Source organism: Candidatus Poribacteria bacterium (assembly GCA_026706025.1).
In the GTDB taxonomy this organism is placed as follows: domain Bacteria; phylum Poribacteria; class WGA-4E; order WGA-4E; family WGA-3G; genus WGA-3G.
Genome location: JAPOZO010000043.1, coordinates 1 through 14041 on the forward strand (window position 1 = coordinate 1; position 14041 = coordinate 14041).

General features: G+C 47.3%; 11 protein-coding genes. 8 read left to right on the top strand and 3 right to left on the bottom strand.

Annotated elements, in window-relative coordinates; translation table 11 throughout:
- Positions 1–331: 331 nt before the first annotated feature.
- Together OXH00_09070 and OXH00_09075 are read right to left on the bottom strand one after the other, a co-directional pair.
- A complete protein-coding gene (locus OXH00_09070; protein MCY3741156.1) occupies positions 332–940 on the bottom strand; it encodes a DUF1080 domain-containing protein in 609 nt (202 codons plus the stop codon).
- 59 nt (positions 941–999) lie between these two features.
- Entirely contained in the window at positions 1000–2109 is a 1110-nt protein-coding gene (locus OXH00_09075) for an alkaline phosphatase family protein (GenBank protein MCY3741157.1), read from the bottom strand.
- Between the two features lie 206 nt (positions 2110–2315).
- On the opposite strand from OXH00_09075, the gene OXH00_09080 reads away from it, so the two are divergent.
- The 4 genes from OXH00_09080 (at position 2316) to OXH00_09095 (ending at position 6519) form a co-directional block, all read left to right on the top strand.
- Positions 2316–2969 carry a tetratricopeptide repeat protein gene (locus OXH00_09080; GenBank protein ID MCY3741158.1) on the top strand — a complete coding sequence of 218 codons (654 nt, stop codon included), beginning with the start codon at positions 2316–2318 and terminating at the stop codon, positions 2967–2969.
- Between the two features lie 14 nt (positions 2970–2983).
- Complete coding sequence (locus OXH00_09085; GenBank protein MCY3741159.1) at positions 2984–3763, top strand: hypothetical protein; 780 nt, start codon at positions 2984–2986, stop codon at positions 3761–3763.
- A gap of 19 nt (positions 3764–3782) precedes the next feature.
- Positions 3783–5183 carry a phosphoglucosamine mutase gene (gene glmM, locus OXH00_09090; protein MCY3741160.1) on the top strand — a complete coding sequence of 467 codons (1401 nt, stop codon included), beginning with the start codon at positions 3783–3785 and terminating at the stop codon, positions 5181–5183.
- Between the two features lie 109 nt (positions 5184–5292).
- Positions 5293–6519: a YvcK family protein gene (locus tag OXH00_09095; GenBank protein ID MCY3741161.1), complete on the top strand. Its 1227-nt coding sequence runs from the start codon at positions 5293–5295 to the stop codon at positions 6517–6519.
- Between the two features lie 17 nt (positions 6520–6536).
- Here the strand turns inward: OXH00_09095 and OXH00_09100 are convergent, their stop codons facing one another.
- The gene (locus OXH00_09100; protein ID MCY3741162.1) at positions 6537–6728 is read right to left on the bottom strand and encodes a hypothetical protein; all 192 of its coding nucleotides are present in this window, start codon (positions 6726–6728) and stop codon (positions 6537–6539) included.
- A gap of 1586 nt (positions 6729–8314) precedes the next feature.
- Between OXH00_09100 and OXH00_09105 the strand changes: the two genes are divergently transcribed.
- From OXH00_09105 to OXH00_09120, 4 genes are all read left to right on the top strand, one after another.
- Positions 8315–9340 (top strand): RRXRR domain-containing protein, encoded by a 1026-nt coding sequence (locus OXH00_09105; protein MCY3741163.1) that lies wholly within the window; start codon positions 8315–8317, stop codon positions 9338–9340.
- Between the two features lie 28 nt (positions 9341–9368).
- Positions 9369–11087, top strand: coding sequence for a glutamine--tRNA ligase/YqeY domain fusion protein (locus tag OXH00_09110; protein ID MCY3741164.1), 1719 nt, complete (start codon positions 9369–9371; stop codon positions 11085–11087).
- Positions 11084–12562, top strand: coding sequence for a glutamate--tRNA ligase (gene gltX / locus OXH00_09115; protein ID MCY3741165.1), 1479 nt, complete (start codon positions 11084–11086; stop codon positions 12560–12562). Before OXH00_09110 ends, gltX begins: the two co-directional genes overlap by 4 nt.
- Positions 12563–12723: 161 nt before the next feature.
- A complete protein-coding gene (locus tag OXH00_09120; GenBank protein MCY3741166.1) occupies positions 12724–14013 on the top strand; it encodes a DegT/DnrJ/EryC1/StrS family aminotransferase in 1290 nt (429 codons plus the stop codon).
- Positions 14014–14041: the final 28 nt, after the last annotated feature.

Below are 14041 nucleotides of genomic sequence, written 5' to 3' on the forward strand. Positions count from 1 at the left end.
GCACATGCTCTAAAGATCATAGAAAATTTCTAATAACGAAAACTGAATGGCTCTGGAGTAGTGAGAACTCATCTAACATTGAAAACAGAAATGTGATATACTCTCTGATGTCAGGATATTGCATGGGTGTCTCCTTCAATTTATGTGGTATAAAATGAAAGGATACCCAGTATCCTGACTTTTGACAACTATTATTTATAAAACACCCTCATGTTAATATAGCACTATGAACCCGATCAAATTCTTCTCGGTGATAATTTTCCTAAACTATTTATTGCGTCCAATTGAGGAGTCTGAGAACCACGCATGGACGCAATAGTTACGGACATCCCTATAGCGGCTTGACCTTAATGTTTCGGCACCAGATCTTCCCACCGTGGTCCTGGATACCAATGTGACCGCCGCGTGGGAAATCCTTGAGCGCGATGCCGAACTTATTCCGGCTGCCATCCGGGTTTTTGTGTGGCGTGTCCCACTCATCCAGATCAGCACGGACAATTTCTTCATCATTAAGTGCTACAGCAACAATGCTACCATCACATGTGATGGTCATCTGATTCCACTCACCGGCGGGTTTACACGTATTTCGGGTCGGTCCGAGCGCATCATACAGCGCGCCGCAGTCGTGATTCGTCGTCGGTTCTTTGCCGTGTGTGTCTAAAATCTGGATTTCAAGTCCGCTCTGAACGGCATCATCAAGGTCTGCCCATCGGATGAAAATTCCGCTATTGACTTTCGGCTCGGTTTTGTAATCGAGTGCCAGGACGAAGTTATCGTAGTGCTGTTCGGTATAGAGATATTTTCCACCCTGAACGGTGCAGAGAATACTACCATCATCAATAACCCATCCCTCATCTTTTCCGGTGGCACCCCAACCGTTGAGCGTTTCACCATCAAATAGGGATATCCAGCCTTCAGTTTTTTCTTTGTCTGTTAACATAGTGTCTCCTATACATGTAGGTGCGTACGCGCAGTTTCAAGCCCGTAACGCACTATTGATTAACGCAGGCTTTCTAAAAATAGTCTTCCGATATCAAGATTATATTCAAAATCTATTGCTGACCAAGGGCTATTATACCCAATAATCGGCACATAACTTTCGTGTCGCGAACCGTGTGACCGCACAGCGGTTGGTTCAACTGCGGTTTCCAATTCACCGAAGACAGTCGTTTCATCTGCTAACACAAAGATGTCGCCGATCCGTTCGCGATGGAGCCGAAACCTGCCTGCGGCATCTTCTGCAGCGTACACTTCTTCAATACCGGGCGTACGCAGCAGTTTCTGAATCGCTTCTGGTGTATCCGCATGGCTTTTTAGAAATACGTATGCCGCGCCACCTAAATTGCCGTGATGTGCAACGTATCGATCCTTAATAATCGGGATGGCACTCGCGGGGATACCTTGCTCCGTTAGCAAGCGGCCCGGGTCAAGTGCGGTGGTCTTCTCCAACATCCCATGATCCGCCGTAATATAGATTTCACGTTCTGGATCATCATCTACAATGTCACCGATGATTTGGTCGAGTACTACGAGATGGCGTTGCGACGGTTCGGCATCGGGCGCGTATTTGTGTTGGACCCAATCCGTTGTTGAGCAGTAGACAAGTTCTGGATCGTCTCTACGCACAGTCTCGCGCACAGCACGTAGGAGCCACCAGTTGATTTCAATTGAATAAATCGGCTCAACCTGTCCAGCCATCTGGATATATTCAGGCGGTGGTGCTTCAGCGGCAACAGCGATGTCGGTACCGGCTTCTAACATTCGTAACAACTTTTTCTTTGTTACAAACAGTGCGGTTTTGTCTGCAAATTTAGACGCTTTTGCGATTTCAAAGAGTGTCGGTGCGAGAAGGAAACGGTTATCCTCAATAAATTCGCCTTTGCCAGTCATTCTGTCTACATGGTAATTCGTCGTGATGCCATGTGTCTCAGGAAAGGTGCCAGTTGCGATGCTCACATTGTTGACATTCGTAACAGACGGAATAACGGCATTGGCATGCCGATAAAATCCGGTTTTTGCCAATCTTTGAAGGTTTGGAAGGTCGCTCGCCGCGAGATAGTCATGACTCCCCGCGTCGATGCAGAGGATAAGAATTTTTCGTCTTTTCACGTTTTGTGTGTAACTCCACTCTCTCTAATGTTTTGGCAGCTAACTTTATCTGCCTACCAAGGGAATTGTAGCAGCTATCCATCTAAATTGCAAACTTTTTGATGGCACTGGCATTTAAGATTGTTATTCCGGCAGAAATCTGTTATAATTATCCCTAAGTGGAACAGCAAGATAGCAGTGAAACAGTAAGATAGCGAGGTTTAACCATGTATGGGAACAACGGATTTTCCGAACTGGCGAAACTGATGTTCAAGAATTCAGGAGATGGTGAGAAACTCAAACAAGTGCTGAATGCTAACTATTCAGAAGCCGATCTGATTGTCTATCTTCATAGCGAAGACCCGTTGATAAGTCGCGCCGCGGGATTTGCGCTCCGCTTAATTGGCACATCAGAAGTAGTTCCGGCATTGGTAGAAGCACTTAAAAACGATGATCGTGGGACCCGCTACAATGCTGAATACGCGCTCTGGGCAATCTGGTCGCATTCCGGTGATGATACCGTTGACGCCATGCTTGAAGATGGGAAAAATTTGCTCAAGAACAAGGCATATCAGGATGCAGTTGACCGGTTCACCACGGTAATCGAGACAAACCCAAATTTCGCTGAGGGTTATAACCAACGCGCTATTGCATACTTTATGCTTGAGGAATGGAGCAAAGCGATTCGTGATTGCAAACGGACTATCTCGCTGAATCCGAATCATTTCGGGGCGTTCGCAGGGATGGGACACGTTTATGTTAGACTCGGTAAAATCACCGAAGCCATTGATGCCTATAAGCAGGCGTTGATTATTAACCCGAATCTTATCTCCATTGCCGAGGCAATTTTGCGGCTCCGCAGCCGAACACAAGCCCAATAAAGTCGTCTCTTCGTATGACTATTAACAATCGCAGCTACCTCATAAAATCCCTTTCGGTGTGCAGCATCGCGAGTGCCTTGTTGTGGATTATCTATCAACTATTGATGCACATTAAACTCGGTTTACCGATAGAATGTTTTTTTATGGCACAGGTATGTGTTGTGCTTTTGATAGCCCCCTATTTCGCCGCTTATGCTGTTCATACAAGCTTTTCTGGAACCCGTTTTAACGCGCAGACTGCGCGGCTACTCACACTTAGCCCTATCTTTTCTGGGCAGTGGTTGTTGCAGCAGCTTGTGATGAGTCAGGTACTGGTGTTAGGCTGGGTATTTTTATCGACTTTTGTCGCTTTGTTCGCCACGAATCTCCCATTGACGAAGGCGTTACAGATGGTGTTGATATTGGGAATCTATAGTTTGTCGGCGGCGGCAGTCGGAATGTGGGGCGCACATATTTTCAGAGACGCACTTTTCGGTGCAGAATTCGCTACGCTTTTATGGTGTGTTTTGATAGGTGGTGCATTTTTACTCAATCCCTTAGAACGTTATGTGAACAACCTTCAGCCCTTTATATCACCAGTCTTGCATCTAAACCCGCTTATTGCGGTGTGTGGTATCTTTGAAGGGATGGACATCTTCAGAAAACCTGTGCTTTACGAACTTACACCGGTCACTTCGTACGATTATAGGTATCCAAACCCGTGGTATCTTATAGGCGTATGGCATCTGGTGATCGGTGGGTTCAGTTTTTTAGGCGCGTGGCGGATGTGCAAACATCGCGGAGCCATCGCATAAACACCACAGAGAGGGTTACATGGGAAAAGTAGGAAAACCGATTATTAGTGTTTCAGGCGTTCGTGGAGAGGTTGGCATCTCGCTTGATGTCCGAGTCATTACGCAATTCGCAATGGCATTTGGCACTTTTGTCGGTGGTAGAACAGTCGTCATCGGTAGGGATTCCCGCACCTCAAGTCCGACGCTTAGACATGCAGTCCTCGCCGGGCTTTTTGCGACCGGATGTCACGTCATTGATGTGGGGCTTTGTCCGACACCGACTGTCCTCTTGATGGCGAAGGCACTGCACGCGCAGGGAAGTATAACCATTACAGCAAGTCATAACCCAGTCGCTTGGAACGGCATCGAATTGGCATCTGCCTCAGGTAACCTCCTGACACAAGCAGAACGCGATGAATTGCTACGCATCTACGAAGCAGAGGATTTCGCGCTCGCGCCTTGGAATGAACAAGGGACACTTGAAACTTACGAAGATGCAACGGCGTATCACTTAGAACAGGTGCTATGTTCCTCTTGGCTTAGACCGAAATTAATTCAAAAGACTGGATTGAAGGTCGTAATTGATTGCGGGAACGGTGCTGGCAGCGTTATCAGTCCATCGCTCTTGAGGAAACTCGGCTGTCGGGTTGTTGCACTAAATTGTGTCGCGGACGGAAATTTCCGCCGCCCTGCTGAACCTACACCTGATGCGTTAGATGAACTCTGTGAAATTGTCTCAGCGTCCGGGGCAGATATTGGCTTGGCACACGATGGTGATGCCGATCGACTTGTTGTTGTCACAGAACGCGGTGTGCCGCTCAGCGGTGAATGGACGCTCGCCTTCGTCGTCGATTTTATCCTCAGCAAAACGAAAGGTGACCTCGTCGCGACGGTATCAACAAGCAGAATGTTAGACGATATTGCGGCGAATCACGGGGTAACACTGCATCGTACGAAAGTGGGTGTAGGTTGGGTGGTTGAGAAGATGCAAGAAGTTGGGGCAGTCATTGGCGGGGAAGGCACTGGTGGTGTCATTTACCCTAATGTGCACTACACAACGGACGGAATCACCTCTATTGCAGCGATTGTTCAACACCTCGCTGAATCTGGTGGTACTGTAACGCAGCTCGTGGAGAACATGCCGCAATATCAGATGTGCCAGAAAAAATTGGAGATCCCGTCGCAAGAAGTTGCGACGCACCTTGTTGATACGGTTTTAAAGGTGTATAAAGAAGAATGTGACACTGGAACGGAACTATCCCTTGAACTAACGGATGGTGTTAAACGTGTCTGGAGCGATCGGTGGGTAAACATTCGCAAATCGGGTACAGAACCCGTAATCCGAGTTTTTAGTGAAGCCCCGACTTCCGAAGCGGCAGAGCGATTGTGTGATGAAACACTTGAAACTTTGACGACCTTAATGAAACAGATGTCGTATTAATTGCGTTATCTGTTACGCTGCCCTATAAAGGTGCAATGTAATATAATTCGCGGAAAACCTAAAGTTCCGACCACTAAGTAAAAAAACCGCGATTCAGCTTGGAGAGATTATGACTTTGAAACTTGCCTGCATCGGAGGCGGAAGTGGTTTATCTGCTCTTCTCAGCGGCATCAAGCGGTATGCTGATTTAGAGATAGGTAAAGACAACATTATTGATTTAGATAGTTTGGCAGCGATCGTCACCGTTTCAGATGATGGTGGAAGTTCAGGACGGCTCGTTGAAGAATTTGATATGCTACCGCCTGGTGACATCCGAAGGCTTCTATTTACCTTGTCCGATGCCGATGAACTCGCGGGGCTTTTTGAATACCGGTTCTCAAGCAACGGTGAACTCGGCGGACATACCGTCGGAAATATCCTCTTAACCGCGTTGACAGAACTGAAGGGCAACTTCCCGAAGGCAATTCAAGCCGCCTCCCGCCTCCTCGCTGTCCGAGGTAGAATCATCCCTGTTACTTTGGATTACACCATACTCTGTGCGGAACTCGCCGATGGCGAAATCGTTCATGGTGAATCAACGATTCCTATGCGAGAGAATCGCGAACCTATCAGGCGCGTCTTCTTTGAACCCCGCGAAAATGGAAAAACGCATCACCCAACTGACGGCTCTTATGAATGTCAAGCGCATAAAGGCGCAACAGATGCCCTTCTTAATGCAGATGTTATCCTTATCGGTCCCGGAAGCCTATACACCAGCATTATGCCGAATCTCGTTATCAAAGGGATTGTAGAAGCGATACAACAGTCCCCCGCAATGAAAATCTACATCTGTAACGTAATGACACAACCCGGGGAAACCGATGGGTATGCCGTGACCGACCATGTGAACGCTGTCCTTGACCATGCGAAGATTGCGCTTGACTACGTTCTCGTCAACAACCAACCTGCCCCGACGGAGATCATTCAAGAGTATGTGCGCCAAGAATTGGTCGCACAATTGACGCGAATCCGTTCGCTGTCGGAAGAAGGGTTGTCAATGCTCTATGGGAATACCGCGCATCCGATGGATGTGCTCAACTTGGCGAAACATATTTCCTTGCTGTCAGCGGAAACAATGCAGGTTGCGGATGCAGCAAAGGTCCAGGTTTCCTATAACCGTGAGGGGGAATCACTTGAAGAGGAAGGCATTCGTGTGGTTGAAGCGGACCTCATTTGCGGTATGGTGGTAACTGAAGGTGGCGTCGAAATGAACGTAATCCGCCACGACCCCGAAAAGTTAGTCCGCTCTCTCGTTAAAATCTTTAAAAACCATCCCAAACTCCAAGAGTCAGTCTAAAATACTTCTGACTCGCGTTAGGAACCCTGCTCCTTAGAAGGGGCAGCGTCTTCAGAAGCGATCTCGGAGGCAAACGTATCACAAATCTGGGATAAATTATCAATAAAACGTTCCCAGTGCAATTCATCTTGACGCGCTTTCGCCATAGCGAGGCATAAAGCCGTTTCGTATAAGGATAGACGATTCTTGCGTACATCGGTGGATTTCATAATTTTACCCCTTTCTGAATTAGTATATTAATCAATACAACGTTTTAAACGGATGCACTGGCGAAATAGTTACACTTTTTTCAAAAAAATCGAAAATGCTAAAATTCAATTCTATATTTTCCGCAGGACCGGTAGGTTCGGTTTCCTAACCGAACCGGGCTTCGCCAAAAATTGCCGAATTAATTATTTTATCTTCAATTGAAGTCGTAGCAAGTTTCGTGCCAATATCCTAAGAAGACACAGCATTTGTATCAGAAATTCTGCCAAGGATGCCTAAAATACAGTTATACACTTAGTTATCTTTAAGGGGATCCGCCTTCACTTTTTTTACTATAACGCAAGTTGCCACCTATTGATAAATATAGCACTCCTAATGAAGTTTAATAAAATATTTGGGTAATTCTGCGTTTTCCCAGGCCCGGTAGGTGCGGTTTCCTAACCGCACCATAGGTGTCAATTTTAGAAATAATAACCGTCGCTACCCCCAGGCCGGTAGGGTTGGAATGCAGGTCGCAAGTCCCGTAGGTGTTTTTGCTTGGGGTCTTTGATAGGGTGTTTCTGCGGATTTCCGTTAGGTTGAACGGATATTCCCAAAACCCTGAAAAGGAACACAACACTCGGACTGCACCATAGATGGCACGCCAAACAGAAAACCGAGAGAAACCCAACGCATTAGCGGTTTACGGACTCCTGACGGTATGAAGTTGGGTTTCACTACGTTCTTGATTACGGACGACACCTCGCTGGATTTAAGAGGTTTTTGGAAAACACATCTGCCTGCTGAGTTCCGTTCAACCCAACCTACGGGACGACCGGCACTTCAACTTTTATTTTCAAATGAGATTTCAATCTTATCACAAAAATCAAATAAATCAAATAAATCACAGTTCAGAATTAATAAGACGAGAATCGAACGAAAAATCACTAAATTGACACCTATGGTGCGGTTTCCTAACCGCACCGGGCATCGGGAAAAATTACCCGATTAAATTCTTAATCTTCATACGGGGTGAAGAAAATACTTGAAAAGTGTTGTTGAAACGCCGAAAATCTGTTAGTAGCAACTTGGTTTAATTTAACCCCCTAAATCCCCCTTATCAGGGGGACTTTAAGACGAAATGTGTCTGTCCTAAATATTTATCAAACTCACGTTAGGGTACATATCTGCCTATTTTTTACGCGATCAAGGCGAATTTTCGCGCAATACTTCGTGAACTCGGTAAATACGATTTGAAAGCGTACCCTAACCTTGACTTTACGGTATTTTGACGGTATAATATATTAATCGGATGTTCCAACCCCTATAGACATACCGCTTTGAAGAGCGGAAGTCTCTGTAACACGCCCAAAACAGGACATATATGATTGGTACGGTATAAGATGTCAACTACCCAAGTCTGAAGACTTGGGAAACTTGTGAATATCCGTAGCCACACGGGGACCCACAAGGTAAACGGTTTTCTAGAGTAAAATATCGCGTGTCTCGTGGTGGCACACGCACAGACGGTATAGATGCTCCCCAAGTCTATACCCGCTCTGATACGTGATCTCGAAGGGGCAACACATAACCCGAAAGGGAACTTACGATGCACTTCGTTCCTGTCAAAAGTAAAGATGGCGAAAGACTCATGCCGACAACACCGACGCGGGCAGGCATGATGATCAAATGTGGAGACGCTACACCGTATTGGGATCATGCGGTGTTCTGTATCCGACTTAACAGAGAACCATCGAAACGATTCAAACAAGAGATTGTTGTCGGTGTAGACCCCGGTAGTAAGAAAGAAGGATTTACAGTGAAGTCTGAAGCACATACTTACTTGAATATGCAAGCAGACGCTCACAATGGTGTTGGTAAGAAAGTCGAGAAACGCAGAAGACTTCGCAGAGGCAGACGTTCTCGGAAATGTCCGAACCGAAAGCACAGAACCAACCGTATGGCGAACAAGGAACGTATCCCTGCGGGGACACGTGCGAGATGGGATTGGAAACTGCGGATCTTAGACTGGTTGTCAAAACTCTATCCTCTGACGCATGTCTGTGTAGAAGATATTAAGGCAAGAACCAAACCGTATGAAAAGAAATGGAATACCTCTTTTTCTCCACTTGAAGTCGGTAAACAATGGTTCTATGCTGAAATAGTGAAGCGTTGGAAGTTGTTCACCCTTCAAGGGTGGGAGACGAAAGAGATCCGTGATAGATTGGGACTCAAGAAATCCGCTAAGAAACTTTCAGAAACATTTGAGGCACATTGTGTAGATAGTTGGTGTTTAGCCTATCATACGATTGGCGGTGTTTCTGCCCCTGATAATACAGACTTGATGTGTGTTTCACCGATCCCAATTGCCAGACGCGAACTTCACAGGCAGAACCCTGAAAAAGGGGGTAAACGTCCACGTTATGGTGGAACCACTCAGAATGGTTTGGTAAAAAACACGCTCGTCAAACATATCAAATATGGCTTGACGCGTATCAGTGGTTTTGGCAAACGCGGTATTTCTCTCTACGATTTAAGGGGCACCCGTCTTTGCCAAAACGCTAAAACATCTGATTTCAAAGTGCTAAGACGCTTGAACTTTACTTATAGGAGCGGGTTTTCCGCCCAAGTCTGAAGACTTGGGTTTCCAACCCTAAGATTAGATGAAGCATTCAGATCCGCATTTAAAAGAAGACATCAACAACACCTCCGACACAAACTTTATCCGTCAAGAGATTGAAAAGGACCTCAAGACAAACAGATATGAGAGTCGGGTGCATACCCGATTCCCTCCAGAACCGAGTGGCTACCTCCATATCGGGCACGCTAAAGCTATCTGTATTAGTTTCGGGATCGCCGAAGATTATGGTGGACTTTACAATCTAAGATTTGACGATAGCAACCCGATTACAGAAGAGAGTGAATACGTAGAAGCGATTAAGCGAGATGTCCATTGGCTTGGATTCGATTGGAAAGATCGAGAATACCACGCTTCCGACTATTTTGAGGTGCTTTATGGGTACGCAGTTAAACTTATAGAGAAAGGGAAGGCGTACGTCTGTGATCTGACCCCAGACGAAATGCGTAGTTATCGTGGCACCTTAGTCGCGCCAGGGACAAATAGTCCTTACCGAGATCGGTCCGTTGCGGAAAACTTAGCGTTGTTCCAAGGAATGCGTAACGGCGACTTCCCAGACGGTTCCCGCACGCTCCGCGCAAAAATTGATATGAGCAGCCCGAATCTGAATATGCGGGATCCTGTGATGTATCGCATCTTACGCGCAGACCACCATCGCCACGGCAACAAATGGTGTATCTATCCGACCTATGATTTCACACACGGGCAATCTGATTCAATTGAGGGGATAACACACTCGTTATGCGATGTTCATTTTCAGGATCACCGTCCGCTCTACGACTGGTTTTTAGAAGCGTTGGAAATCTATCAACCCCGCCAGATTGAATTCGCACGGCTGAATCTCACCTATACTGTTTTGGGTAAACGGAAACTTCGGGTACTGGTACAGGGTGGACACGTCAGCGGTTGGGACGATCCAAGGATGCCGACACTCGCAGGGATGCGCCGCCGTGGGTATACACCTGAATCTATCCGAGATTTTTGCAACCGCATCGGTGTTTCAAAGGCTGATAACCTCATTGAAATGGGGCAACTTGAGTATTCTATTCGTGATGACCTGAATCGTCGGGCACCACGTGTTATGGCAGTTCTCGATCCGGTTAAGGTGATTATTGACAACTACCCAGAAGGACAGGTTGAGATGCTCGATGCAGAAAATAATCCGGAAGATGAGAACGCAGGCACACGGCAAATCCCGTTTTCGCGGGAAATCTACATTGAACGTGAAGATTTTATGGAAGACCCACCCCGAAAATTCTTCAGATTAGCACCCGGACGAGAAGTCCGGCTGAAGCACGCCTATTATATCCAGTGCGAACGCGTTGTTAAAGATGAAAATACTGGTGAAATTGTTGAGATTCACTGCACCTATGATCCAGAAACGCGTGGCGGTTGGTCGGAAGACGGACGCAGAGTTAGAGGGACATTGCACTGGGTGTCTGCTGAACACGCTGTTGATGCTGACGTGCGCCTCTACGATTCGCTTTTTACAGAACGTGAACCCGAAAGTGCTGCAGAAGGCGAAGATTGGATACAGTTTCTGAATCCGAACTCCTTGGAGATTTTAAACAATTGCAAAGTTGAACCGAGTCTCGCTGACACGCCACCTGAAAGCCGGTATCAATTCCTTCGGATGGGATATTTTTGTGTAGATCCAGATACAACATCAGAGAAGTTGGTATTCAATCGCACAGTGCCGTTGAGGGATAGCTGGGCGAAGATTCAAAGAGGACAGAAGAAATGAGCAACACACTCAGCGGAACATCGGTTTCCGCTATGAAAGATCAGGTTCGGGTGCGGATGGCACCGTCCCCCACCGGCTACTTACATATCGGCGGCGCACGCACGGCTCTGTTCAATTGGCTATTCGCTAAACACCACAACGGCACATTTATCCTCCGAATCGATGACACAGATACGGCACGTTCGACTGATGAATCCATGCACGAGATTTACGATGCGTTGAAGTGGTTGGGCATTAATTGGGACGAGCAATATGTCCAATCGGAACGGAGAAATATCTATGAGGGGTACGTCAAGCAATTGCTTGAAAGTGGCAATGCATACCGCTGCTATTGCACACCTGAAGAACTTGAAGAAATCCGCGCACAGGCGCGTGCCGATAAGCTGACCCGTTCCTACGATGGAAGGCACCGACACCTGACATCGGAAGACGTAGAACGCTTTGTCGCCGAGGGCAGAAAGCCGGTCGTGCGCATAAAGATGCCAGACACACCGATCCTTGTTGAGGACATCGTGCTCGGTTCACGCAGTATCGATCCCGATACCTTAGAGGACGAAGTGATTGTCCGCTCAAACGGGATGCCGAACTACAATCTCACCTCAATTATCGACGATGCGGAGATGCAGATAACGCACGTGATTCGAGGGACAGAACATCTCAATAACACGCCAAAACAGATTGCGATTGCGAATGCGCTCGGTTTAGAGGTCCCGCAGTTTGCGCATATTCCACTCGTGCTCGATAGTAGTGGCAGGAAGATGAGCAAACGTCATCACGGCGACCTCGTTGCTGTTAACCGTTACCGTGAGCAGGGGTATCTCCGCGAAGCGATGCTGAACTTTGTCGCGAGACTCGGTTGGTCCTATGACGATAAACAAGAGATCTTTTCTGTAGATGAGCTTATAGAGAAATTCGACCTCGAACGCGTCGGCAAAAGCGGTAGCGTTTTCGATATTAAGAAACTTGAATGGCTCAACTCCCATTACATCAATCAACTCGATATTTCGGCACGGACAGACGCAGTGATCCCCTTCTGGCAGGCAGAAGGTTTAATCAATTCGACTGGACAGCGCGACTGGCTGGAAAATATTGTAGAGGCCGTCGGTGAACGCCTCACAACACTGCAGGACATCATCCCACAGACCCGTTATTTTTTTACCGATGAATTTGAATATGAACCGAAAGCGGTCAAGAAATGGTGGGGCGGTTCAGAGGAGAAGAAAGAGAAAACGCGTGAGATTCTGACGAACCTCTTACAGATTTTGGAAGAAACACCTTCGTTTGACGTAGAAACAGTTGAAACGGCAATTTGGAAATACACGGATGAGAACGATATCAAACGCGTCGCAGCGATGCAGGCATTGCGAATCGCACTGACGGGGACATCGTTCGGACCGAGTCTCTTTGATATTGTTGCACTGCTCGGCAGAGACGAGGTTTTAAAACGGATCCCAAAGGCAATAGCACATCTATAAAGCACTGCTGCTCGTTACACTTTCAGTCATCGGTACGAATCAAAAACCTCTTGAACTGACACCTGAAAGTGAACGTAGCGAACCCCCTGTTGCTGACTGCTATTCTCCACTGCGGCGTAAGCAAACGCTTCATGTTTTTCGAGGCGTTAAGGAGCACACTCATGGCAGGGAAACTCGCAATACACGGTGGCAAACGGACGATCCCCGATGGATTGATTCAACCGTGGCCACAGGTTACCAAATCTGACAGAGACGCGATTGCCGAGGTCATCGCTTCTGAAAGAATTACCGAACAGCAGCGAATCCAATCCGAAGGTCTTGCGCAGGAATGGGCGGAATACATGGGGGTTCAGTATTGTATTCCTGTCAATAGCGGCACCGCTGCGCTACATCTCTGCGTCGCCGGGGCAGGTATCGAACCGGGTGACGAGGTTATCATCCCCGCCTTCACTTTCTGGGCAACTGCGGCAGCAGTGCTCCATCACAACGCTATCCCCGTTTTTGTTGATATTGATCCGGTGACCTATTGTATTGATCCGAACGAGATTGAAGCAAAGATTACCGAGCGAACACGTGCGATTCTGCCGGTGCATATTCACGGCATACCTGCCGATATGGATCCTATCCTCGCCATTGCCAAGAAACACAACTTAAAAGTCATTGAAGATGTCGCGCAAGCACACGGGGCGCGTTATAAAGGTAAACTTTGTGGTTCATTTGGCGACGCGGCGGGATACAGCACGCAGGCATCAAAAACGCTCAGCAGCGGTTGTCAAGGCGGTCTGTTCACAACAGACGACGAGGAAATTTATAAGCGCGCGGCGTTGTTGCAGTATTTCGGGGAAATCGTCGTACCGGGCAGAGAACGTGAGGAGCAGGCGTATAACGCGTATGGACTCGGATGGATGTATCGCGGTGATATGTTCAGTCAGGCGTTCATTCGGAGTCAGCTGAAACGGCTTGATGCGAACAACGCACTGCGCATCGAAAATTGCAACTATCTCACGCTGCATCTCAGCGAACTTGACGGCATCGAGACACCTTTTACGCCAGACGGATGTGAACCGGTATATTATAACTATGTTGTCGGTTTTAATCCAGAAGCGTTGGGGTTAGACATTCCAGCACGCACTTTACGTGAGAAGGTGCAGGAAGCACTCCGCGCTGAAGGTGTACCGACAGGACAGTGGCAACGGTTACCCGTGCCATCGCAGGAAATTTTCCAGAACCGAATCGGTTACGGTACAGGCTGCCCGTGGCGATGCAACGGTTCAACAGTCGAATACAAAACAGAGGATTATCCGAAAGCCGTTGAATTCATTGACTCTCACTGCTACGTCTTTGATATCAACCCGCCCAACGATTTCGAGTTAATGTGGCTGTACGTTGAAGCGTTCCACAAAGTGATGGATCAACTGGATGCCGTGCTTGACGCACCAGAGACTACTTAAATTGTATCAACGATTTCTTGAAACCGAC